At 54.8% G+C, this 23623-nt stretch carries 20 protein-coding genes; 13 read left to right on the plus strand and 7 right to left on the minus strand.

Annotated features, from left to right (window positions below; translation table 11 throughout):
- Positions 1-25 precede the first annotated feature (25 nt).
- From AOY23_RS07450 to AOY23_RS07465, 4 genes are all read left to right on the plus strand, one after another.
- Entirely contained in the window at positions 26-919 is an 894-nt protein-coding gene (locus AOY23_RS07450; RefSeq protein ID WP_054179067.1) for a substrate-binding domain-containing protein, read from the plus strand.
- A 141-nt stretch (positions 920-1060) separates the two neighbouring features.
- A complete protein-coding gene (locus AOY23_RS07455) occupies positions 1061-2560 on the plus strand; it encodes a sugar ABC transporter ATP-binding protein (RefSeq protein ID WP_054179066.1) in 1500 nt (499 codons plus the stop codon).
- The gene (locus tag AOY23_RS07460) at positions 2561-3550 is read left to right on the plus strand and encodes an ABC transporter permease (protein WP_054179065.1); all 990 of its coding nucleotides are present in this window, start codon (positions 2561-2563) and stop codon (positions 3548-3550) included.
- Positions 3551-3571: 21 nt separating this feature from the next.
- On the plus strand, positions 3572-4531 hold the full coding sequence (locus tag AOY23_RS07465; protein WP_054179064.1) for a sugar kinase: 960 nt from the start codon (positions 3572-3574) through the stop codon (positions 4529-4531).
- Between the two features lie 38 nt (positions 4532-4569).
- On the opposite strand, the gene accC is transcribed toward AOY23_RS07465, so the two are convergent.
- The 6 genes from accC to acuI form a co-directional block, all read right to left on the minus strand.
- Positions 4570-5919 (minus strand): acetyl-CoA carboxylase biotin carboxylase subunit, encoded by a 1350-nt coding sequence (gene accC, locus AOY23_RS07470; RefSeq protein WP_054179063.1) that lies wholly within the window; start codon positions 5917-5919, stop codon positions 4570-4572.
- A 10-nt stretch (positions 5920-5929) separates the two neighbouring features.
- Positions 5930-6394 carry an acetyl-CoA carboxylase biotin carboxyl carrier protein gene (gene accB / locus AOY23_RS07475; RefSeq protein ID WP_054179062.1) on the minus strand — a complete coding sequence of 155 codons (465 nt, stop codon included), beginning with the start codon at positions 6392-6394 and terminating at the stop codon, positions 5930-5932.
- A gap of 22 nt (positions 6395-6416) precedes the next feature.
- Positions 6417-6869: a type II 3-dehydroquinate dehydratase gene (aroQ, locus tag AOY23_RS07480; RefSeq protein ID WP_054179061.1), complete on the minus strand. Its 453-nt coding sequence runs from the start codon at positions 6867-6869 to the stop codon at positions 6417-6419.
- A gap of 234 nt (positions 6870-7103) precedes the next feature.
- On the minus strand, positions 7104-7703 hold the full coding sequence (gene msrQ / locus AOY23_RS07485) for a protein-methionine-sulfoxide reductase heme-binding subunit MsrQ (RefSeq protein ID WP_054179060.1): 600 nt from the start codon (positions 7701-7703) through the stop codon (positions 7104-7106).
- On the minus strand, positions 7703-8704 hold the full coding sequence (msrP, locus tag AOY23_RS07490; RefSeq protein WP_054179059.1) for a protein-methionine-sulfoxide reductase catalytic subunit MsrP: 1002 nt from the start codon (positions 8702-8704) through the stop codon (positions 7703-7705). Before msrP ends, msrQ begins: the two co-directional genes overlap by 1 nt.
- 82 nt (positions 8705-8786) lie before the next feature.
- Positions 8787-9761 (minus strand): acrylyl-CoA reductase (NADPH), encoded by a 975-nt coding sequence (gene acuI / locus AOY23_RS07495; protein ID WP_054179058.1) that lies wholly within the window; start codon positions 9759-9761, stop codon positions 8787-8789.
- Between the two features lie 219 nt (positions 9762-9980).
- Between acuI and csrD the strand changes: the two genes are divergently transcribed.
- The 8 genes from csrD to tldD all read left to right on the plus strand — a co-directional run bounded on the left by csrD (position 9981) and on the right by tldD (position 22309).
- The gene (gene csrD, locus AOY23_RS07500; protein ID WP_054179057.1) at positions 9981-11921 is read left to right on the plus strand and encodes an RNase E specificity factor CsrD; all 1941 of its coding nucleotides are present in this window, start codon (positions 9981-9983) and stop codon (positions 11919-11921) included.
- 308 nt (positions 11922-12229) lie between these two features.
- Positions 12230-13273, plus strand: coding sequence for a rod shape-determining protein MreB (gene mreB / locus AOY23_RS07505; protein ID WP_006818047.1), 1044 nt, complete (start codon positions 12230-12232; stop codon positions 13271-13273).
- Positions 13274-13340: 67 nt separating this feature from the next.
- A complete protein-coding gene (mreC, locus tag AOY23_RS07510; protein WP_054179056.1) occupies positions 13341-14360 on the plus strand; it encodes a rod shape-determining protein MreC in 1020 nt (339 codons plus the stop codon).
- A complete protein-coding gene (mreD, locus tag AOY23_RS07515) occupies positions 14360-14848 on the plus strand; it encodes a rod shape-determining protein MreD (RefSeq protein ID WP_054179055.1) in 489 nt (162 codons plus the stop codon). Before mreC ends, mreD begins: the two co-directional genes overlap by 1 nt.
- A 7-nt stretch (positions 14849-14855) precedes the next feature.
- Positions 14856-15449 carry a Maf family protein gene (locus AOY23_RS07520; protein ID WP_054179054.1) on the plus strand — a complete coding sequence of 198 codons (594 nt, stop codon included), beginning with the start codon at positions 14856-14858 and terminating at the stop codon, positions 15447-15449.
- Positions 15439-16908: a ribonuclease G gene (rng, locus tag AOY23_RS07525; protein ID WP_054179053.1), complete on the plus strand. Its 1470-nt coding sequence runs from the start codon at positions 15439-15441 to the stop codon at positions 16906-16908. Before AOY23_RS07520 ends, rng begins: the two co-directional genes overlap by 11 nt.
- A 78-nt stretch (positions 16909-16986) precedes the next feature.
- Complete coding sequence (yhdP, locus tag AOY23_RS07530) at positions 16987-20775, plus strand: AsmA2 domain-containing protein YhdP (protein ID WP_054179052.1); 3789 nt, start codon at positions 16987-16989, stop codon at positions 20773-20775.
- An 88-nt stretch (positions 20776-20863) separates the two neighbouring features.
- Positions 20864-22309 (plus strand): metalloprotease TldD, encoded by a 1446-nt coding sequence (tldD, locus tag AOY23_RS07535; protein WP_054179051.1) that lies wholly within the window; start codon positions 20864-20866, stop codon positions 22307-22309.
- A gap of 28 nt (positions 22310-22337) precedes the next feature.
- On the opposite strand, the gene aaeR is transcribed toward tldD, so the two are convergent.
- Entirely contained in the window at positions 22338-23288 is a 951-nt protein-coding gene (gene aaeR / locus AOY23_RS07540; protein ID WP_054179050.1) for an HTH-type transcriptional activator AaeR, read from the minus strand.
- Between the two features lie 127 nt (positions 23289-23415).
- On the opposite strand from aaeR, the gene aaeX reads away from it, so the two are divergent.
- Entirely contained in the window at positions 23416-23619 is a 204-nt protein-coding gene (gene aaeX, locus AOY23_RS07545) for a p-hydroxybenzoic acid efflux pump operon protein AaeX (RefSeq protein ID WP_054179049.1), read from the plus strand.
- Positions 23620-23623 lie beyond the last annotated feature (4 nt).

Consider the following 23623-nt stretch of genomic DNA (forward strand, 5'->3'; position numbering starts at 1 on the left):
CTACAAAAAAGAACGAGGATTGTTTATGAGCAGATTTAAGTTACCCGGTTTGGCCATGCTGGTGGGCCTGGCACTGTTCTCACAAAGCTCCTTTGCGAAAACGTATAACGTTGGCGCCTCTTTATTGACGCAGCAGCATCCCTTTTATATTGATCTTGCCAATGCGATGAAAGACGAAGCGAAAAAAGATGACGTTAATCTGAGCATTTCTATTGCTAACCAGGATTTAAATAAGCAGCTTTCCGACGTTGAAGATTTTATTACCAAAAAAGTCGATGCCATTATTATTTCCCCGGTCGATTCTAAAGGGGTTCAGGCAGCCATTATTAAAGCCAACAAAGCCGGTATTCCGGTAATCACCGTTGACGTTGCCGCCGAAGGCGTACCGGTGGTATCGCACGTCGCGACGGATAACTACGCGGGTGGCGTGCAGGCCGGTAAATTAATGGGCAAATTGCTGAACGGTAAAGGCACCGTTGCCATTATTAGCTATCCCGCCGTGCAGTCTGTGGTGGCGCGTATTGATGGCTTTAAGAAAGGACTGGCGGATACGCCGGACGTGAAAATCGTCGCTGAACAACCGGGGATCACCCGTGCCGAAGCGCTGACCACCGCGCAGAATATAATGCAGGCGAACCCGAACCTGAGCGGCCTGTTTGGTTTCGGCGATGATGCCGCGCTGGCTGCTGTTATTGCCGCAAAATCTGCCCATAACGACAACATCAAAATCATCGGCTTTGACGGCATGAAAGAAGCGCGCGATGCCGTGGATACCGATAAAACCTTTGCGGCGGTTATCCGTCAGTATCCGGATCAAATGGGCGCGAAAGCCATCGACGCGGCGGTTGACCATCTGAACGGCAAACCGGTGGATAAAATCATCCCGATCCAGCCGGGGGTGTATACCGCTAAACAGTAATATCACGCCATCAGGTTGCGAAGTGTTTGTATTTTCTTCGCAACCTGAAAAGAAAACAAAAATTACCAGACCACATCCTTTGCTTTAACGCAATCGTGAGAGGTAGAGCCGATGATGCTTTGCTAAGAAATTGAGGTGGTTATGACTGATATTATTCTTGAAATTTCTCATATTTCTAAAAGCTTCGGCCCCGTACAGGCTCTGAAAGATATTTCGCTGACGGTTAGAAAAGGCAGAGTACATACATTATTAGGCGAGAACGGCGCGGGGAAATCCACGCTGATGAAAATTCTCGCCGGTGTTTATCCGCCAACCCAGGGAACCATTACGCTGCAGGGCAATGTGGTTACGATTAATAACCCGCAGCACTCACGCAAACTTGGTATCGCCATTATTTTTCAGGAACTCAGCCTGAGTAATAACGTGACGGTAGCTGGAAATATTTATGCCAATAATGAGCCGGTACGCTTTGGCATTATTGACGATAAAAAAATGGTCGCCGACTGCGAGGCGTTATTAGCTGAACTGGGCATTCCGCTGGATGCGCATGAGTTAGTCGGCAATATGTCACTCGCCCAGCGCCAGCTGGTGGAAATTGCCAAAGCGCTCAGTTATCCCGCTGACATTGTGATTATGGATGAGCCAACGTCGTCGCTCAGCGATAACGAAGCGGAAATTCTGTTTACGATCATTGCGAAACTGACGCAGCGTGGCAGCGCGGTGATTTATATCTCCCACCGTATGGATGAGATCATGCGGATCTCCGACGATATTTCGGTGATCCGTGACGGTGAATATATTGCCACGCACGATCGCCAGGAAACGCATATTCAGCAGCTCATCGCGCAGATGGTGGGCCGGGAAATGAAAAACATCTGGCCGCCGCGTATCGGGGAAAAGCCGGATGCCAGCGTCACGCCACGGCTGGAGGTCAGAAACCTCTCGCACCCGCCCTTATTTCATCAGATCGACTTTGCTGTGCGCCCCGGTGAGGTGCTGGGCTTTTTCGGTCTGGTGGGCGCAGGGCGCACCGATGTGATGAGAGCCATATTCGGCATCATTCCGTGCGAGGGAGAGGTGCTGATCGACGGTAATGTGGTGGCGATCCGCTCGGCGAAACAGGCCATCGAACTCGGCTTTGCCTTTGTGACGGAAAACCGCAAAGAAGAAGGCCTGGTGCTGATGCACGATGTGAATATGAATACCCATCACGTGGCGTTTCAGTATAACGCGTCGCGGTTTGGACTGATTAATCACCGTCTGGAAGAGCAGCGCACGCGCAAATCCGTCGAACAGATGAATACCAAAATCAGTTCAATTCACCAGCCAGTGAGCGCATTAAGCGGAGGCAATCAGCAGAAAATCGTGCTGTCGAAATGGCTGGAAAAAATACCGCGCATTTTATTGCTGGATGAACCCACCCGTGGCGTGGACGTGGGCGCGAAATTTGAAATTTATAACGTGATTCGTCAACTGGCGGCGGCAGGGACAGCCATTATTCTGGTCTCATCTGAATTACCAGAGGTCATGGCGCTAAGTGATCGCTTAGTGGTTATGCGTAATAAAACCATCGCTAATGTTTATCCATGTGAAAACCTGACACAGACGCAGGTAATGACCGCTGCAACAGGAGTACAGTAAATGACTGAGAAAATTGTCTTTGCGCCAAAAGAACGGCGTTCATCGTCGGGTAATGGATTGAAAAAAATCGTCAGGCAATATGGCGGGATCCTGAGTGGAATGATCGTCCTGATTATTCTCTTCAGTTTTATGAATGACAGTTTTTTCACCACCAATAACATCACCAATATTATTTTGCAGGTTTCGATTATCGCGATAACGGCCTACGGCATGACCTACGTGCTGTTGCTCGGTGATATTGATTTGTCGGTCGGTTCGACCATCGCCCTTATCGGGACGTTTGCCGCACTCGGCGCCTCCTGGGGAATTCCCTTTATTCTGCTGGTGCCGCTGTCGATTATTGCAGCGCTGATCCTCGGGATGATTAACGGCGGCCTGACCGCCGTAGCCGGTATTCCGTCGTTTATTGTCACCGTGGCCACGATGGGGATATTCCGCGGCATTGCTTATATCATGACGGACGGTATGCCGGTCATGATCCGTAATGACGCTTTTCTGGCATTAGGCAACGGGGAGTTTTTATATATTCCGCTGCCGATCTGGATTTTATTAGTGCTGCTGCTAATCAACCATTTCGTCCTCACCAGAACAACCTTTGGGCGCAAGATTTACATTACCGGCGGCAATAAAGAAGCGGCTGTCTACTCCGGTATTAACGTTATTCGACTGAAAATTAAAGTTTTTATGATAACCGCCGTGCTGGCGGGTGTGAGCGGCATGATCCTGGCGTCACGCCTCTATTCCGGGCAGCCGAACGCGGCACTGAGTTATGAACTGGATGCGATCGCCGCGGCGGTACTAGGCGGCACCAGCCTGAACGGCGGCTATGGCACGGTCGTCGGCACCATGATTGGCGCATTAACCATCGGCGTGATTAACAACGGGATGAACCTGATGAACGTTCCCTACTTTTATCAGATGGTCGTCAAAGGGATGGTTATTCTGGTGGCGGTATATGTCGATGTCAGAAATAAAAGAAAACGCGGCTAAATATCTCAAGGAATTAATTGTATGAGCAAAGTATTCACTATTGGAGAAATTCTGGTCGAAATTATGGCAAGCCAGACGGGTCAGTCGTTTGACCGGCCTGGCGTCTGGCATGGCCCTTACCCCAGCGGCGCCCCGGCGATTTTTATCGATCAGGTCACGCGTTTCGGCGTACCCTGCGGGATTATCAGTTGCGTCGGTAAGGACGGCTTTGGCGATATTAATGTGAATCGCCTGGCGGCGGATGGCGTCGATATTCGCGGTATTTCCGTACTGCCGCTGGAAACCACCGGCAGCGCCTTTGTCACCTATCATGAATCCGGCGATCGCGACTTTATCTTCAATATTAAAAACGCGGCCTGTGGCAAATTATCAGCCCGCCATGTGGATGAACGACTGCTGAAAGACTGTACTCACTTTCATATTATGGGATCGTCGCTGTTCTCGTTCCATATGGTCGATGCGGTGAAAAAAGCGGTGACGCTGGTGAAACAGAACGGTGGCGTGATCTCGTTCGACCCGAATATCCGTAAAGAGATGCTCGATATCCCGGAAATGCGTGATGCGCTGCATTTTGTCCTTGAACTGACGGATATCTACATGCCCAGCGAAGGCGAGGTGTTATTGCTCTCTTCGCATACCACCTCAGAGCGCGCTATCGCGGGGTTCCTTGAGGATGGCGTAAAAGAGGTGATCGTAAAGCGTGGCAGCAAAGGGGCGAGTTTCTGGTCCGCCACGGAGCAGTTCCACATTGGCGGTTATCCGGTGCAGGAGGTCGACCCAACCGGGGCGGGGGACTGTTTTGGTGGTGCCTACGTGGCCTGTCGTCAACTGGGGTACAGCACCCGTCAGGCGTTACAGTACGCTAATGCCAGTGGTGCGATTGCGGTGACGCGTCGTGGTCCGATGGAGGGTACATCCCTGCTGGCGGACATCAAAGCCTTTATCGAACATCACAAGGCCGCCATCCGGGAAAGAGCCTGATAAAAAAGGGAAGCGCATTGGCTTCCCTTTTTGCTTTATCACTTCTCTTGCATACCGAGTTTTTTCTCCAGATAGTGGATGTTGGTGCCACCATGCTGGAAGTTCTCGTCGCTCATAATGCGCGTCTGCAGATCAATGTTGGTTTTGATGCCGTCGATAATCAGCTCCTGCAGGGCGTTTCTCATACGGGCAATCGCCACGTCACGGCTTTCGCCGTAGCAGATAAGCTTACCGATCATTGAGTCATAGTACGGCGGAACGGTATAGCCTGCGTAGATATGCGATTCCCAACGGACACCAAAGCCGCCCGGCGCGTGGAAACGGGTGATTTTACCCGGGCTCGGCAGGAAGGTATTCGGATCTTCGGCGTTGATACGGCATTCTACCGCATGTCCGCGAACCTGAACTTCGTCCTGTTTGATCGACAGCGGCTGGCCTGCGGCGATACGCAACTGCTCTTTGATCAGGTCAACGCCGGTGATCATTTCAGTGACCGGGTGCTCAACCTGAATACGGGTGTTCATTTCGATGAAATAGAACTCGCCGTTTTCGAACAGGAATTCGAACGTACCTGCACCGCGATAGCCGATATCGACACACGCTTTAGAGCAGCGCTCGCCGATGTAGCGACGCAGTTCCGGGGTAATGCCCGGTGCCGGTGCTTCCTCAACCACTTTCTGGTGACGGCGCTGCATGGAGCAGTCACGTTCTGCCAGATAGATAGCGTTGCCCTGACCGTCAGCCAGCACCTGAATTTCGATGTGGCGTGGGTTTTCCAGGTACTTCTCCATGTAAACCATGTCGTTGCTGAAAGCGGCTTTCGCTTCCGCTTTGGTCATGGAGATGGATTGCGCCAGTTCAGCATCGCTGCGCACGACGCGCATACCACGACCGCCGCCGCCACCAGACGCTTTGATGATAACCGGGTAGCCGATGCGTTTAGCATGCGCGCGGTTAACGTCCATATCGTCGCCCAGCGGGCCGTCAGAGCCTGGAACAGTCGGGACGCCTGCTTTCTTCATGGCGGTGATCGCGGACACTTTGTCGCCCATCAGGCGGATGGTGTCAGCTTTCGGGCCGATGAAGATAAAACCAGAACGTTCAACCTGTTCGGCGAAGTTGGCATTTTCAGACAGGAAACCGTAGCCAGGGTGAATCGCCACGGCGCCGGTGATTTCAGCTGCGCTGACAATCGCCGGAATGTTCAGATAGCTTTTGACTGATGGCGCCGGACCGATACACACGGTTTCGTCAGCCAGCAGCACATGTTTTAAATCGCGATCCGCTGTCGAGTGTACTGCGACGGTCTTGATGCCCAGTTCTTTACAGGCACGAAGAATACGCAGTGCAATCTCGCCGCGGTTGGCGATGACAATTTTATCCAGCATGTTCGCCTCGTTACTCGATGACGACCAGCGGCTCGTCAAATTCTACCGGTTGCCCACTTTCCACCAGGATCGCTTTTACGGTCCCTGATTTGTCGGCTTCGATCTGGTTCATCATTTTCATCGCTTCTACGATGCACAGGGTATCGCCCACGTTAACTTTCTGGCCAATTTCCACAAACGCTTTCGCGTCCGGGCTCGGCGTACGGTAGAAAGTACCAACCATCGGGGAACGTACGATGTGACCACTGATTTCAGCTTTTGCCGGTGCTTCTGCAGCGGCGGCTGGCGCGGCAACGGCCGCCGGGGCTGGCTGTTGCATCACAGGCGCAGCATACGCCTGTTGCATCATCGGGAAGGCTGACGCAGCCGGTGCGCGGCTAATGCGAACAGATTCTTCGCCTTCAGAAATTTCCAGTTCAGCGATGCCTGATTCTTCAACCAGCTCGATCAGTTTTTTAATCTTACGAATATCCATGAGTGGGTTCCGTACTCTTTGTTTAGTGTGATTGTGACAGGCGTTTTACCGCCGTCTGTAAAGCGTATGAATAACCGTCCGCACCGAGTCCGCAGATAACGCCAGCGGCGATATCCGACAGATACGAATGATGGCGGAATGGTTCACGTGCGTGCACATTGCTCAGGTGAATCTCGATAAACGGGATACTGACAGCCAGAAGCGCATCACGAAGGGCCACGCTGGTGTGCGTAAACGCGGCCGGATTAATCAGGATATAGTCAACGTTGTCTTTAGCCTGATGAATTCGGTCGATGAGTACATGCTCCGCGTTGGACTGCAGATGATCAAACGCCACATTCAGAGAGGCCGCTTCCGTCGCCAGACGGTTAACAATGTCCGCCAGGCTCAGGGTTCCGTACTTCTCCGGCTCCCGGGTGCCGAGCATATTAAGGTTCGGCCCGTTCAAAAGCAAAATGTGAAACTTGTCAGTCATCGTGCGGCTATCTCCTGCCATTTTCCGGTAAAAAACAAAATATACCTTCGATGTGCTCTTGTCACCCTTTCAGGGGCGTAAAATCCCTGTCAGGAAAACCGAGGTCGCACATTATAACGATTTCGTAGCATTTGGCAGCTAAATACTGGTCTTATCAGGGAAGATTATCAACCGCTATCGTGAAAAGATGGGCGGTTGATAAGAAATTTGCGGGTAACAGCACAGCCTGAAAACTTAGCGGAACCACAGACGGAACTTCTTGTAACGCCACGCTAAAAGCGCGACAGCCAGTACTGCGTAGATGATTGGCTGGGGCGACAGGATCTTCACCGACCACAGATAATGAATGGGGGCGAGGATCGCGACAAGATAGACGAAATTGTGCAGTTTTTGCCATCGGGGTCCCAGTTTCCGCTGCATCGCCTGCGGAGATGTTACCGCCAGCGCCAGCAAAATCAACCAGCTTGCCAGTCCGAGCGTCAAATAAGGTCGGCTGACGACCTCCTGCCCCAACAGCGCCAGATTGTTGATACCCAGCTCCAGCACCGCGTAGCAACTGAGGTGCAGCGTGGCCCACGCGAAACACCATAATCCCAGCAACCGGCGCGTGCGTATCAGTAATGGCTGTTTAGCGTAGCGCGCCAGCGGCGAAATCAGCAAGGTTGCCAGCAATAATTTCAGAGCCATCCGACCGGTAAAATGCTGGATATCTTTCGCCGGATCAGCGCTGAAATAGCCCTGCGATCCGGCCCAGAACAGCCACAAAAAGGGTAAAAATGCCGCCAGATGAAGGAGAACTTTCAACCACAGCACCTGTTTCGCCGTTAATCGCACTAAAAATTCTCCTTCAGATTAAGACCGCGGTAGAGCGACGCGACCTGATCGGCATAGCCGTTAAACAGCAGCGTTGGCTGACGTTTGACATCCAGCACGCCGCCAGAGCCGATAAAGCGCTCTGTGGCCTGCGACCAGCGAGGGTGATCGACATGCGGATTGACGTTGGCGTAGAAACCATATTCGTCTGACGCCGCCAGATTCCAGGTTGTGGGCGGCTTTTCGCGGGTCAATGTAATACTGACGATCGACTTGATGCCTTTAAACCCGTACTTCCACGGTACGGTAAGACGCACCGGCGCGCCGTTTTGCGGCGGCAGCGCTTTGCCATAAACGCCGACGGTCAGCAGCGTTAACGGGTGCATCGCTTCGTCCAGACGCAACCCTTCAACGTAGGGATATTTCAGCCCGCCGCCGATAAAACGGTCCTTCTGACCTGGCATATCGTCAGGGGCATAAATTGTTTTGAACGCCACATATTTTGCATTGCTGGTGGGTTCGACCATCGCCAGCAGCTTGTGCAGCGGGAAGCCAATCCACGGCACCACCATCGACCAGGCCTCAACGCAGCGCATCCGGTAGATGCGTTCCTCCAGTGGAAAACGCCGGGTGAGATCGTCGTGATCGAGTTTCAGCGGTTTTGCCACTTCGCCATCAATGGTCAATGTCCAGGGATCGCTTTTCAGCGAACCGGCATTGGCTGCCGGATCGGCTTTATCGAGACCGAATTCATAGAAATTGTTGTAACCGGTGACTTTATCTTCCGGTGTCAGCGGCAGGGTATTTTGCCATTCAGCAGGTTTATCAAACGTCAGTGGTTTTCCTGAAGGGGCTGGCGGGCGATCGTTACCTTTAAACCAACTGAGCAAATCGGCGTGTGCAGTGGGAGATAATGTCAGCGCCGTCGCGCTGATCCCGAGCATTTTCAGGACCTGGCGGCGCTGCATCAGAAAGACAGATTCCGCAGTAACATCGGCTTCCGTCAACGTTTTGGTTTTCATAGCTTCCTCCGTCATTCATTTTCTTAATCATGACGGAGGAAAAGCGTAAATGCGAATACGAATATGTCACCAAATTTGTTGATTACGCTAACTTAACCAGCGTGCGGCCCTGCGTCTGGTTATTGATGATTTTGTCAGCATATTCCGGTGCCTGCGCCAGGGTGATTTCCGTTGCGCTTTGCACGAAAAAGGACTCAGGCAGATCCTGCGTCAGTCGCTTCCACGCGTCGGCGCGGCGAGCCGCTGGCGTCATGACCGAATCGACACCCTGCAGGCGTACGTTGCGCAGAATAAAAGGCATCACCGTGGTCGGCAGCGCAAAGCCACCCGCCAGACCGCAAGCCGCGACGCAACCGCCGTAGTTCATCTGCGCCAGCACTTTCGCCAGCACTTTATCGCCGACGGTATCTACCGCACCGGCCCACAGCTGTTTTTCCAGCGGACGGGATTCGGCAAATTCATCGCGACCCAGAATACGGTTTGCACCCAACGCGCGCAGGTAGTCATGAGTGCTTTCGCGACCGGATACCGCCGCCACCTGATAACCGAGCTTGTGCAGCAGCGCCACCGCAGTGCTGCCCACGCCGCCGCTGGCACCGGTCACGACAATCTCGCCATCCTGCGGACGAATACCTGCGTCTTCCAGCGCCATCACGCACAGCATCGCGGTAAAGCCCGCGGTTCCAATAATCATCGCCTTGCGTCCATCCAGACCCTGCGGCATGGCGACCAGCCAGTCACCTTTTACCCGCGCGCGCTGCGACAGACCGCCCCAGTGATTTTCACCCACGCCCCAGCCGGTAAGCAGCACCTGCTGACCAACATGAAAACGCGGATCTTCGCTGCTGTGTACCACACCGGCGAAATCAATCCCCGGCACCATCGGGAAGTTGCGAATGATTTTGCCTTTGCCGGTGATCGCCAGCGCATCTTTATAATTAAGGCTGGACCACTGAATATCGACACTCACATCGCCTTGCGGCAGCTGACTTTCGTCAAGGGGCTGAACGGACGCGACGGTTTTTCCGTCCTGCTGTTCTAAGATTAACGCCTGCATAACCTTTCCTCAGTTGCACGATGATTGGAAAAAAATTTCTGAAGACTATACTCGCTAATTGCGTATTGATGCCGATATAGAGCAATAAATTGCCAGATCTATTAGGTCTGGTAGTATGCGTCTTCTTTTTTGCAAGTTAGTGCTTACTTAGTAGTATGGGCTAACCCGGGGGTCCGCCAATCAGACGGGCGATTTTTCATCTGCGGAGTTAATACAGGGATGCGATTAACGACGAAATTTTCGGCTTTTGTCACGCTGCTGGTCGGTCTGGCAATATTCGTGACCTTGCTGGGTTGCTCGCTGAGCTTTTATAACGGCATCCAGATTAAGCTCCAGCAGCGCGTGCAGGCCGTCGCGATCACGCTGGATAACCGCCTCGTGACCACCCCGTTCGACAAACTGCGTCCACAGCTGGATGAGCTGCTGGAGCCCGTCGATATCGTTCGCCTCGACTTCCTCGTGGGCGGCAAACCGATATTTAACCATGTCCGGCAAGCCAGCTATCGTCCTGCCGGCAGCAGCTATCAGTATCGCGAGCTGGAAGTCAATTCGCTGAAAAATCCGGGGATGACGATTCGCATGGTCTACCTGGATCCGATGGTGAACTATTTCAATTCACTTTCCACAACAGTGCCGCTGACGCTGGCGATTGCCTTTATGGTGCTGGTGATTTTCTTCTCTGTACGCTGGTTGCGGCGACAACTGTCCGGGCAGGAACTGCTGGAGTCACGTTCGGTAAAAATTTTAAATGGCGCGCGCGGTCAGCAGGCAAAAGGCTCAGTACACGAATGGCCTGCCCGCACCAGCAGCGCGCTGGATATGCTGCTCTCCGAGATTCAGTTTGCCAGTGATCAGCGCAGCCGCATGGATACGCTGATTCGCTCCTATGCCGCCCAGGATACCCGCACCGGGCTGAGCAACCGGCTGTTTTTCGACAATCAACTGGCGACGCTGCTGGAAGATCAGGAAAAGGTCGGCTCGCACGGGATTGTGATGATGATCCGCCTGCCGGAATTCGACCTGCTGCGTGACAATTGGGGGCGAAAGGCAGCAGAAGAGTATCTATTCACCGTAATTAACCTACTTTCTACCTTTATAATGCGCTATTCGGGTGCGCTGCTGGCGCGTTATCATCGTAATGATTTTGCGGTGCTTTTGCCGCACCGGACGTTGAAAGAGGCCGACAGCATCGCCAGTCAGCTGTTGAAAGCCATGGAAGCGCTGCCGACGACGAAAATCCGTGAGCGTGATGACATGATGCATATTGGCATTTGCGCCTGGCGGAGCGGGCAGTCGACGAACCAGGTCATGGAACATGCCGAAGCAGCGACCCGTAACGCCGTGCTTCAGGGCAGTAACGGCTGGGCGGTGTATGACGATTCGCTACCGGAAAAAGGTCGCGGCAACGTGCGCTGGCGAACGTTGATCGAACAGATGCTGACCCGGGGCGGCCCGCGCTTCTATCAGAAACCGGCGGTGACGCTGGAAGGTCGGGTTCATCATCGTGAACTGATGTGTCGTATCTATGATGGGCAAGAAGAAGTCATCTCGGCGGAATATATGCCGATGGTATTACAGTTCGGGTTGTCGGAAGAGTATGACCGGTTGCAGATCACGCGCCTGATTCCTTTTCTGTCGTTCTGGCCGGAAGAAAACCTGGCGTTGCAGGTCACGGTGGAATCGTTGATCCGCCCGCATTTCCAGCGCTGGCTGCGTGATACGTTAATGCAATGCGAAAAATCGCAACGAAAACGCATTATTTTTGAACTTGCTGAGGCGGATGTCTGTCAACATATCAGCCGTTTACAGCCTGTTATGCGTTTAATTAGCGCTTTAGGTGTACGCGTTGCTGTGATACAAGCAGGTTTAACGCTGGTCAGTACGGACTGGATCAAGCTTCTGGACGTTGAAATTATTAAGCTTCATCCAGGACTGGTGCGTAACATTGAGAAGCGAAGTGAAAACCAGCTTCTGGTGCAAAGTCTGGTGGAAGCCTGTAAAGGCACCACGACCCGGGTTTTTGCCACCGGGCTGCGCCGCCGGGGCGAGTGGCAGGTACTGACAGAGTGTGGCGTCACGGGTGGTCAGGGCGATTTTTTTGCAGGCTCACAGCCACTTGACACCAGTGTGAAAAAATATTCTCAAAGATACTCTGTTTGACCTGCCGTTTAGCGTGTTTTCACGTAGAATAACGCGCGCTGTTTCTGTGGGGGTGTGCTTGGCTACCTGACAGAGTATTACAGATTAAAATTGCACGTAAACGACCTTAGACAGGTTGCAAATGCAGGCGAGGAACGCAACTGATTGTTTCAGCGCTGAAGGAGTCAGGCAAAGAATTTGTCATTAAGGAACGAACTGCACAAATTTTCACCGTAGCAGATGATTTTTGCGCCTTGTCGCTGCTGCGTGTGGTTGGTAAAGTAAGCGGATTTTGTTTTCCGCCCCAGCTTTCAGGATTATCCCTTAGTATGTTGAAAAAATTTCGTGGCATGTTTTCCAATGACCTGTCCATTGACCTGGGTACCGCGAATACCCTCATTTACGTAAAAGGACAAGGCATCGTACTGAATGAGCCTTCCGTTGTGGCTATTCGCCAGGATCGTGCCGGTTCACCGAAAAGCGTGGCTGCCGTCGGTCATGAAGCTAAGCAGATGCTGGGCCGTACGCCTGGCAATATTGCAGCAATTCGTCCGATGAAAGACGGCGTGATCGCCGATTTCTTCGTGACGGAAAAAATGCTGCAGCACTTCATTAAACAAGTGCACAGCAACAGCTTCATGCGTCCGAGCCCGCGCGTTCTGGTCTGTGTACCGGTCGGCGCGACGCAGGTTGAACGCCGTGCGATCCGCGAATCCGCTCAGGGCGCTGGCGCTCGTGAGGTCTTTCTGATTGAAGAACCGATGGCTGCGGCGATCGGCGCAGGCCTGCCGGTTTCCGAAGCGACAGGCTCTATGGTCGTGGATATCGGTGGTGGTACCACTGAAGTTGCCGTTATTTCCCTGAACGGCGTGGTCTACTCCTCCTCTGTCCGTATCGGCGGCGATCGCTTCGATGAAGCCATCATTAATTATGTCCGTCGTAATTACGGTTCCCTGATTGGCGAAGCCACCGCTGAACGCATCAAGCATGAAATCGGTTCGGCTTATCCGGGTGATGAAGTCCGCGAAATCGAAGTCCGTGGCCGTAACCTGGCTGAAGGTGTGCCGCGTGGTTTCACACTGAATTCCAACGAAATCCTGGAAGCGTTGCAGGAGCCGTTGACCGGTATCGTCAGCGCGGTGATGGTGGCGCTGGAACAGTGCCCGCCGGAACTGGCTTCTGATATCTCCGAACGTGGGATGGTATTGACCGGTGGTGGTGCGCTGCTGCGTAACCTCGACCGCCTGTTAATGGAAGAGACAGGTATTCCTGTCGTAGTTGCAGAAGATCCACTGACTTGTGTCGCGCGTGGCGGCGGCAAAGCGCTGGAAATGATCGACATGCACGGCGGCGACTTGTTCAGCGAAGAGTAGTCGGTTTGAGGCCAGGGGGAGCAAGCGGCTGCCCCTGACTTCACTGACACGAGAAGACGCATAGCCTATGAAGCCAATTTTTAGCCGTGGCCCGTCGCTACAGTTTCGCCTTATTCTGGCGGTGCTGGTGGCGCTTGGTGTCATTATCGCCGACAGTCGCCTCGGTACGTTCAGTCAAATCCGAACGTACATGGATACCGCCGTCAGCCCTTTCTATTTTATCTCAAACGGTCCTCGTGAAATGCTCGACAGCGTTTCGCAGACATTGGCCTCACGCGATCAACTCGAACTGGAAAACCGGGCGCTACGCCAGGAACTGTTGCTGAGAAACAGCGATTTACTGATGCTGGGTCAGTACAAGCAGGAAAACGCGCGTCTGCGCGAACTGCTCGGTTCCCCGCTGCGTCAGGATGAACAAAAGATGGTCACCCAGGTCATCTCCACCGTTAACGATCCTTACAGCGATCAGGTGGTGATCGACAAAGGCAGCGTCAATGGCGTATACGAAGGGCAACCGGTGATCAGCGACAAAGGCGTCGTGGGTCAGGTGGTCGCCGTGGCGAAACTGACCAGCCGCGTATTGCTGATTTGCGATGCGACCCATGCGCTGCCGATTCAGGTTTTACGTAACGATATTCGCGTGATTGCGGCGGGTAACGGTTGTACCGACGATTTGCAGCTTGAACATCTGCCTGCCAATACCGATATCCGCGTTGGCGATGTGCTGGTGACCTCCGGTCTCGGCGGTCGTTTCCCGGAAGGGTATCCGGTTGCGGTGGTCTCCTCCGTGAAGCTGGATACGCAGCGTGCGTACACGGTTATTCAGGCGCGTCCAACCGCCGGGCTGCAGCGCTTGCGTTATCTGCTGTTGCTGTGGGGCGCTGACCGTGAAGGCACAAACCCGATGACCCCGGAAGACGTACACCGCGTGGCTAACGAACGCCTGATGCAGATGATGCCGCAGGTACTGCCGCCGCCGGATGCCATGGGCCCGCCTGCGCCGATCCCGGCACCGGCGACCGGTCTGGCACAGCCGCCGACCGGGCAGCCGCAGCCAGCGCAACCGCTCCCGACGGGAGGGCAGTAGTGGCAAATTACCGTAGCCAGGGACGCTGGGTTATCTGGCTCTCGTTTTTTATCGCGCTGTTGCTGCAAATTATGCCCTGGCCGGATGAGATCAGTGTCTTCCGGCCAAACTGGGTGCTTTTGATTATGCTCTATTGGATCCTGGCGCTGCCGCATCGCGTCAATGTTGGCACCGGTTTTATTGTTGGTGCCATACTGGATCTCATTAGCGGCTCTACACTGGGCGTTCGCGCCCTCTCGTTAAGTATTGTTGCTTATCTCGTTGCACTGAAATATCAGCTCTTCCGTAACCTTGCGCTCTGGCAGCAGGCGCTGGTGGTGATACTCCTCTCGCTGGTTGTGGATATCATTGTTTTCTGGGCTGAGTTTTTAGTGATCGACGTCTCTTTCCGACCGGAAGTGTTCTGGAGTAGTGTAGTGAACGGAGTGCTCTGGCCGTGGATTTTCCTGCTGATGCGGAAAATCCGCCAGCAATACGCAGTGCAATAAGGTTCTTATGACAGCTCTTTATCTTGCATCTGGCTCCCCGCGTCGTCAGGAGTTACTCACTCAACTCGGCATCACTTTTGAAAAAGTCGTTCCCGGGATTGAAGAACAGCGTCGCCCACAGGAGAGCGCACCGCAGTATGTGTCGCGGCTGGCGCGTGAAAAAGCGCAGGCGGGCGTGGCGCTGACGGCGGAGAATTTGCCGGTACTGGGGGCGGATACTATTGTTATTCTCAATGGTGAAGTGCTTGAAAAACCTCGTGATGGCGAACATGCCGCCGCGATGTTGCGTATGCTTTCCGGTAAGACGCATCAGGTGATGACGGCAGTGGCGCTGGCGGATAGCGAGCACACGCTGGATTGCCTGGTGGTGACGGACGTGACGTTCAGGGTACTTTCTGAGCAGGACATCGCTGACTACGTGTCCAGCGGTGAACCTTTAGATAAAGCAGGTGCATACGGTATTCAGGGGCTGGGTGGTTGTTTCGTCAGGAGGATAAATGGCAGCTATCACGCCGTGGTCGGCTTACCGCTGGTGGAAACGTATGAGTTGCTGAGTAATTTTAACTCACTACGTGAGAAAAAGGATCATCATGACGGCTGAATTATTAGTGAACGTAACCCCATCGGAAACGCGCGTGGCGTACATTGATGGCGGTATTTTGCAGGAAATTCATATAGAGCGCGAAGCACGGCGCGGGATCGTAGGCAATATCTACAAAGGTCGGGTCAGTCGCGTACTACCCGGTATGCAGGCGGCTTTTGTAGATATTGGTCTGGACAAGGCGGCGTTTCTTCACGCCTCGGATATCATGCCCCATACCGAATGCGTGGCGGGCGAAGAGCAAAAGCAATTCACCGTTCGCGACATCTCCGAACTGGTGCGCCAGGGGCAGGATCTGATGGTGCAGGTGGTGAAAGATCCGCTTGGCACCAAAGGCGCGCGCCTGACCACCGACATTACGTTACCGTCCCGTTACCTGGTGTTCATGCCCGGCGCCGCGCATGTTGGCGTATCGCAACGCATTGAAAGCGAAGAGGAACGTGAGCGCCTGAAAAAAATCGTCACCGCTTATTGCGATGAAGAGGGCGGGTTCATCATCCGTACCGCTGCTGAAGGCATTCCGGAAGAGGATCTCTCCTCCGATGCGGCGTACCTGAAGCGCGTATGGACGAAAGTGATGGAACGTAAAAAGCGCAACCAGACCCGCTATCAGCTGTATGGCGAGCTGGCGCTGGCACAGCGCGTACTGCGCGATTTCGCCGATGCGCAACTTGACCGCATTCGCGTGGACTCCCGCCTGACGTTCGAAGCACTGCTGGAATTTACCGCTGAATATATCCCGGAAATGACCAGCAAGCTGGAGCATTACAGCGGCCGTCAGCCGATTTTCGATCTCTTTGATGTTGAAAACGAAATCCAGCGCGCGCTGGAGCGCAAAGTGGAGCTGAAATCCGGCGGCTATCTGATCATCGATCAGACGGAAGCGATGACCACCATCGACATTAACACTGGCGCGTTCGTCGGGCATCGCAATCTCGACGACACCATTTTCAACACCAACATTGAAGCGACCCAGGCCATTGCGCGGCAACTGCGCCTGCGCAATCTCGGCGGCATCATTATCATCGACTTTATCGACATGAGTAATGACGATCACCGCCGCCGCGTGCTGCACTCACTGGAACAGGCGTTAAGCAAGGATCGGGTGAAAACCAGCATTAATGGTTTCTCACAGCTTGGTCTGGTAGAGATGACCCGAAAACGGACGCGAGAAAGTGTGGAACATGTGCTGTGTAATGAGTGTCCTACCTGTCATGGCCGTGGCACGGTAAAAACGGTCGAGACGGTGTGCTACGAAATTATGCGCGAAATTGTGCGTGTTCATCACGCCTACGAGTCCGATCGTTTCCTGGTATACGCGTCGCCTGCGGTGGCGGAAGCCCTGAAAGGGGAAGAGTCGCACGCGCTGGCGGAAGTGGAAATCTTCGTCGGTAAGCAGGTCAAAGTTCAGATTGAACCGCTCTATAATCAGGAGCAGTTTGATGTGGTCATGATGTAACACGAACACTGCTTTACACGAATCATTTGAAGAGGCGGGTGAATGGATGGAGTGTAAGGCGCTGACAAGGAGAGAGGCGTGAGGCGTTTGCCGGGGATTTTACTGCTCACCGTGGCAGCACTGATTGTCATCGTCGCGCTGCTGGTGAGTGGCCTGCGTCTCGTCTTGCCACAGCTGAACACATGGCGTCCCCAGATACTGGAAAAAATCACCGCCTCGACCGGTATCCCTGTTGATGCATCCTCCGTTATCGCCAGTTGGGAGAATTTTGGCCCGACGCTCGACGTTCGCGATATTAACGCGGGCCTGAAAGACGGCGGCGAGCTTTCCGTAAAGCGCGTCACGCTGGCGCTGGATGTATGGCAAAGTTTGCTGCACATGCGCTGGCAGTTCCGTGATCTCACCTTCTGGCAACTGCGCGTTCATACCAACACGCCGCTGCAAAGCAACGACGGCGACAGCATTAAAACCGATCATATCAGCGATCTTTTCCTCCGCCAGTTTGACCATTTTACCCTGCGCGACAGCCAGCTAAGCTTCCTGACGTTATCCGGTCAGCGGGCGGAGCTGTCGGTGCCGCAATTAACCTGGCTTAACAGCGACAACCGCCACCGCGCGGAAGGTGAGCTGAACCTCTCCAGCCTGACGGGGCAGCACGGCGTCATGCAGGTTCGCATGGATCTGCGTGATGAAAACGGCCTTCTGAATAAAGGACGCGTGTGGCTTCAGGCCAATGATATCGACGTGAAACCCTGGCTGGGTCGCTGGATGCAGGACAACATTGCGCTGGAGTCTGCACGCTTCAGCCTCGAAGGCTGGATGACGCTGAACAAAGGCGAAGTGGAGAGCGGCGATCTGTGGCTGAAGCAGGGCGGCGCGAGCTGGCAGGGCGCGCAGCAAACGCACCGCCTCGATGTCGATAACCTCACCGCGCATCTGACCCGTGAACGGGAAGGCTGGGCGATGCGTATTCCCGATACCCGCATTGCCATTGACGGTATCCGCTGGCCGACCGGGGCGCTGGCGATGGCCTGGGTGCCCGCGCAGGAAGTGGGCGGCCCCGCCGGTACACGCAGTGATGAGCTGCGTCTTCGCGCGACCAACCTCGATCTCGGCAGCCTGAAAGGCCTGTTGCCGATTGCCGAAAAACTCGCGCCATCGCTGGGCGAAATCTGGCAGACCACTCAGCCCACCGGCACGGTGGATTCGCTGGCGGTGGATATCCCGCTGCAACAAACTGAAAAAACGCGCTTTCAGGCGGCGTGGAATAACCTCGCCTGGAAACAGTGGCAACTGCTGCCGGGCGCAGAACATTTTTCCGGCAGGATCGAGGGCAGCGTCGAGAATGGCGCGCTGACGGCCACCATGAATCAGGCGGTCATGCCCTACGAAACGGTTTTCCGCGCGCCGCTGGAAATCGAAAAAGGGGTGGCTAACCTCCGCTGGGTGAAGAATGAAAAGGGCTTTATGCTGGATGGCCGGGACATCGACGTGCAGGCAAAAGCACTTCGTGCCCGTGGCGGGTTCCGCTATCTTCAGCCGGAAGGTGATGCGCCATGGTTAGGCATTCTCGCCGGGATCAGCACCGACGATGGCGGTCAGGCGTGGCGGTATTTCCCGGAAAACCTGATGGGCAAAGCGCTGGTGGACTACCTCAGCGGCGCCATCAAAGGCGGTCATGCCGATGACGCGACGCTGGTCTACAGCGGCAACCCGCATCTGTTCCCCTACAAACATAACGAAGGCCAGTTCCAGGTCTGGGTGCCGTTGCGTGATGCGACCTTCGCGTTCCAGCCTGACTGGCCGGCGCTGACGAATCTGGATATCGATCTCAACTTCCTCAATGACGGGCTGTGGATGAAGGCCGACGGCGTGAAGCTGGGTGGCGTGACGGCAAACAACCTCAATGCGGCGATCCCGGACTACTCGAAAGAGAAATTGCTGATTGATGCCGATATTCACGGGCCGGGAAAAGCGGTCGGGCCGTATTTTAAAGAGACGCCGCTGGAAGATTCACTCGCCGCGACGCTGAATGAGTTGCAACTGGATGGCGACGTTAACGCCCGCCTGAACCTGGATATCCCGCTGGACGGTGAAATGACCACCGCCAAAGGCGAGGTACAACTGCAAAACAACAGCCTGTATATCAAGCCGCTGAACAGCACGCTGAAAAACCTCAGCGGCCGATTCAGCTTTGTGAATGGCAATTTGCAAAGCGACCCGCTGACCGCCAACTGGTTTAATCAGCCGCTGAATCTGAATTTCTCTACTGCCGAAGGGCCGAAATCCTACAACGTCAACGTTAACCTCGATGCCAACTGGCAACCGACGCGCACCGGTTTGTTACCGAAAGCGATTGAAGATTCGCTGGGCGGCAGCGTGCCCTGGGAAGGAAAAGTCGGTATTGAAATCCCCTACCGGGGAGGCTCAAAGTACACGGTTGATCTCACCGGCGATATGAAAAATGTAAGCAGTCACTTACCGCCGCCGGTGGACAAGCAGGCGGGTAAACCGATGCCGGTGAAAATCAATGTCGAAGGTGGGATGGACAGCTTTAATCTGACCGGAAAACTGGGCGGCGGCGAATACTTCAACAGCCGCTGGCTGCTCGACAACAAGCTGACGCTTGACCGTGCCATCTGGGCATCAGACAGCCGTAGCGTACCGCCGCTGCCGGATCAGCCCGGCGTTGAACTGAATCTGCCGCCGATGGACGGCGCGCAATGGCTGGCGCTTTTCCGTCAGGGCGCGGCGGATAACGTCAGCAATGCCGCCCGCTTCCCGGAGCGCGTCACGTTGCGTACGCCGATGCTGTCACTGGCGGGGCAGCAATGGAACAACCTGAGTATCGTCTCGCAACCGACATCCGATGGCGCCACGATCGACGCGCAGGGTCGCGAAATCAATGCCAGTCTGACCATGCACAAGAACGCGCCCTGGCTGGCGGCGATTCGCTACCTCTACTACAACCCGACGGCGGCGCAGGGTGGCTCCTCCGATACTACGCTGTTGGGCGATCAACGCATTAACTTCCGGAACTGGCCCGCGCTGCTGCTGCGCTGCAAAGAATGCTGGCTGTGGGGGCAAAAATATGGCCGCATCGATGGCGATTTCAGCGTCAATGGCGACACTCTGAGCCTGACCGACGGCGTGCTGGATACCGGTTTTGGGCACATTACGGCCAGTGGCGTATGGGTTAACGGCGAGACCGGTCAGCGCACCTCGCTGAAAGGCAAAGTGCGTGGCGATAAGGTCGACGCGGCGACGAACTTCTTTGGCATCGAAACGCCGATTCGCGGCTCCTCGTTTACCACGGATTACGATCTCCACTGGCGCGCAGAGCCCTGGAAACCGGACGTCGCCTCGCTCAACGGCATTATTAAAGCGCGTCTGGGGAAAGGCGAGTTCACCGATATCAGCAGCGGACACGCCGGGCAACTGCTGCGCCTGCTCAGCGTCGATGCGTTGCTGCGTAAGCTGCGTTTCGACTTTAGCGATACCTTCAGCGAAGGTTTTTATTTCGATTCGATCCGCAGCACCGCCTGGATTAAAGACGGCATTCTGCATACCGATGACACGCTGGTTGATGGCCTTGAAGCCGATATCGCGATGAAAGGGGCCGTCAACCTGGTACGCCGTGAACTGGATATGGAAGCCGTCGTCGCGCCGGAAATCTCCGCCACGGTGGGTGTCGCCGCCGCGTTTGCCGTTAACCCGATCATCGGCGCGGCGGTGTTTGCCGCCAGCAAAGTGCTCGGCCCGCTGTGGAGCAAAGTCTCGATTCTGCGCTATCGCATCACCGGTCCGGTGGACAAACCGCAGATCAACGAAGTGCTGCGCCAGCCGCGTGGCGAGACAACGCAATGATTTGACGTGAGCTTTGAATTGCCTCACTCTCAATAGATAAAATCTTTCATACCGTCGCGCTGAGCGGCAACCGAAGAGTAGCAAAACGATGAGTCTGAACCTGGTAAGTGAACAACTACTATCGGCAAACGGCCTGAATCATCAGGACCTGTTTGCCATTCTTGGTCAACTGACGGAGCGCCGTCTCGATTACGGTGATCTCTATTTCCAGTCGAGCTATCACGAATCCTGGGTTTTAGAAGACAGCATCATTAAAGACGGTTCGTATAACATCGATCAGGGCGTTGGTATCCGCGCAGTGAGCGGCGAAAAAACCGGTTTCGCCTATGCCGATCAAATCAGCAAACTGGCGCTAAAGAACAGCGCCGAAGCGGCACGGACGATCGTGCGTGAGAACGGCGACGGGAAAACGAAAACCCTCGGCGCCGTGGAACATCCGGCGCTCTACACCAGCCTTGATCCGCTGCAAAGCATGAGCCGTGAAGAGAAGCTGGATATTCTGCGTCGTGTGGACAAAACCGCGCGCGCGGCGGATAAGCGCGTGCAGGAAGTGTCTGCCAGCCTGACTGGCGTGTATGAGCTGATCCTGGTGGCGGCAACGGACGGCACGCTGGCTGCCGATGTGCGTCCGCTGGTCCGTCTCTCTGTCAGCGTGCTGGTGGAAGAGGACGGTAAACGCGAGCGTGGCGCCAGCGGTGGCGGCGGTCGTTTTGGTTATGACTATTTCCTCGCCGATCTTAACGGCGACGTGCGTGCCGATGCCTGGGCGAAAGAGGCCGTGCGTATGGCGCTGGTGAATCTGTCGGCGGTAGCGGCCCCTGCCGGAACCATGCCGGTAGTGCTGGGCGCGGGCTGGCCCGGTGTGCTGTTGCACGAAGCGGTCGGTCACGGCCTGGAAGGCGACTTTAACCGCCGCGGCACCTCAGTCTTTAGCGGCCAGATGGGGCAACTGGTGGCGTCTGAGCTTTGCACCGTGGTAGATGACGGCACGATGATCGATCGCCGGGGTTCGGTGGCCATTGACGACGAAGGCACGCCGGGGCAGTACAACGTGCTCATCGAAAACGGTGTGCTGAAAGGCTACATGCAGGACAAACTCAACGCGCGCCTGATGGGTGTTGCGCCCACCGGGAATGGCCGTCGCGAATCTTACGCGCACCTGCCGATGCCGCGCATGACCAACACCTACATGCTCGCCGGGAAATCAACGCCGCAGGAAATTATCGAATCCGTTGAGTACGGCATTTTCGCGCCGAACTTTGGCGGTGGTCAGGTGGATATCACCTCCGGGAAATTTGTCTTCTCGACGTCAGAAGCCTATCTGATTGAAAACGGGAAAGTGACCAGACCGGTGAAAGGTGCGACGCTGATTGGCTCCGGCATCGAAGCCATGCAGCAGATCTCAATGGTCGGTAATGACCTGAAGCTCGACAACGGCGTCGGCGTCTGTGGCAAAGAAGGGCAGAGTCTGCCGGTTGGCGTCGGTCAGCCGACGCTGAAGGTCGATAACCTGACCGTCGGCGGCACCGCATAACCCACGTCTCACCCTGTTGGCGCGGCGCTCAGTTTCCTGACGTCCGCGCCTGCTGCAGATTCCCGCGTCCGTGCATCCCCTGATATAACTGCGATACCCCGACGAAATAGTCAGTCAGCGCATTAATGCAGACCTGCACTTTCAGTGGCAGCTTATCTTTCTCGGTATAAAGCGCATAGACCGGCCGTGGGTCGGACTGATAGCGCGGCAGCAACGTCTCCAGCACACCCTGATTGATCTCATTGATCACCCACATCAGCGGCACGTAAGCGATACCTGCACCCGCCGCCAGCCAGCGGTTCAGGGTCATCGGATCGTTGGTGACAAAACGCCCCTGCGGAATTAAGCGGGTGGAGATCCCCTCCGGGGCGATCAGCTCGAACTCATTATCCGGGCGTACGCTATATTCAAGCCATGAATGGCTGGCGAGGTCGGCGGGTTTTTCGGGCGTTCCGGCCTGTTGCAGATAGCTTTTCGCCGCACATAACACCATCGGCATCGAACCCAGTCGGCGTGAGAACAGGCTGGAATCCTGCAGCGCGCCGACGCGGATCACCACGTCGAGACCATCAGCGATCAGGTCAGGCGCGGGGATGCCGGTCACCAGGTTCACGGTCAGTCCCGGGTGCTCTTTCAGCATTTCGGCGGTGATACTGGCGAGTACATTTTGTGCCATCGTTGAAGAACAACCGATGCGCAGCGTGCCGATGGGGGTGTTGTTAAAGGCGTAAAGCTGCTCGTGAACGTCCTGCACTTCATGCAACATCCGGCGGCAACCCTGGTAGTAAATTTTGCCCGCTTCCGTCAGGCCAATGCGGCGTGTGCTGCGATTGAGCAGCTTGACCTGCAACTCATCTTCCAGTTTCGACACCGTCTGGCTGATGGAGGAAACACTCATTTGTAGCTGTCGTGCTGCCGCGGTGAAGGAGCCAAATTCGACCACTTTGGCAAACACCGTCATGCGTTTTAGTCTTTCCATTATTCACTCTGGCTTAAAAGTGATTTAGATCACATATCGTAGATAAGAGGATAACAGTTACGTTAATATACTGTTAGCTGAATAATAAAAAGCATCACGTCTCACCTGCTCCCAAATCAAGGTCAACATGAGTCTGTTCCCCGTCATCGTGATTTTCGGTCTGTCATTTCCGCCGATCTTCTTCGAATTGCTGTTGTCGCTCGCCATCTTCTGGCTGGTTCGCAAGGTGCTGGTTCCTTCCGGGATCTACGATTTTGTCTGGCACCCCGCGCTGTTCAATACGGCGTTGTATTGCTGTCTTTTTTATCTGATATCGCGTTTGTTCGTCTGAGGTC

Origin of the sequence: Trabulsiella odontotermitis (genome assembly GCF_001297775.1) — a bacterium.
GTDB lineage: Bacteria > Pseudomonadota > Gammaproteobacteria > Enterobacterales > Enterobacteriaceae > Trabulsiella > Trabulsiella odontotermitis.

Excerpts from the sequence above, each read along its gene's own strand:
- AOY23_RS07450 (WP_054179067.1), top strand. The coding sequence starts at position 26 with ATGAGCAGATTTAAGTTACCCGGTTTGGCCATGCTGGTGGGCCTGGCA.
- AOY23_RS07455 (WP_054179066.1), top strand. The coding sequence starts at position 1,061 with ATGACTGATATTATTCTTGAAATTTCTCATATTTCTAAAAGCTTCGGC.
- AOY23_RS07460 (WP_054179065.1), top strand. The coding sequence starts at position 2,561 with ATGACTGAGAAAATTGTCTTTGCGCCAAAAGAACGGCGTTCATCGTCG.
- AOY23_RS07465 (WP_054179064.1), top strand. The coding sequence starts at position 3,572 with ATGAGCAAAGTATTCACTATTGGAGAAATTCTGGTCGAAATTATGGCA.
- accC (WP_054179063.1), bottom strand. The coding sequence starts at position 5,919 with ATGCTGGATAAAATTGTCATCGCCAACCGCGGCGAGATTGCACTGCGT.
- accB (WP_054179062.1), bottom strand. The coding sequence starts at position 6,394 with ATGGATATTCGTAAGATTAAAAAACTGATCGAGCTGGTTGAAGAATCA.
- aroQ (WP_054179061.1), bottom strand. The coding sequence starts at position 6,869 with ATGACTGACAAGTTTCACATTTTGCTTTTGAACGGGCCGAACCTTAAT.
- msrP (WP_054179059.1), bottom strand. The coding sequence starts at position 8,704 with ATGAAAACCAAAACGTTGACGGAAGCCGATGTTACTGCGGAATCTGTC.
- acuI (WP_054179058.1), bottom strand. The coding sequence starts at position 9,761 with ATGCAGGCGTTAATCTTAGAACAGCAGGACGGAAAAACCGTCGCGTCC.
- csrD (WP_054179057.1), top strand. The coding sequence starts at position 9,981 with ATGCGATTAACGACGAAATTTTCGGCTTTTGTCACGCTGCTGGTCGGT.
- mreB (WP_006818047.1), top strand. The coding sequence starts at position 12,230 with ATGTTGAAAAAATTTCGTGGCATGTTTTCCAATGACCTGTCCATTGAC.
- mreC (WP_054179056.1), top strand. The coding sequence starts at position 13,341 with ATGAAGCCAATTTTTAGCCGTGGCCCGTCGCTACAGTTTCGCCTTATT.
- AOY23_RS07520 (WP_054179054.1), top strand. The coding sequence starts at position 14,856 with ATGACAGCTCTTTATCTTGCATCTGGCTCCCCGCGTCGTCAGGAGTTA.
- rng (WP_054179053.1), top strand. The coding sequence starts at position 15,439 with ATGACGGCTGAATTATTAGTGAACGTAACCCCATCGGAAACGCGCGTG.
- tldD (WP_054179051.1), top strand. The coding sequence starts at position 20,864 with ATGAGTCTGAACCTGGTAAGTGAACAACTACTATCGGCAAACGGCCTG.
- aaeR (WP_054179050.1), bottom strand. The coding sequence starts at position 23,288 with ATGGAAAGACTAAAACGCATGACGGTGTTTGCCAAAGTGGTCGAATTT.
- aaeX (WP_054179049.1), top strand. The coding sequence starts at position 23,416 with ATGAGTCTGTTCCCCGTCATCGTGATTTTCGGTCTGTCATTTCCGCCG.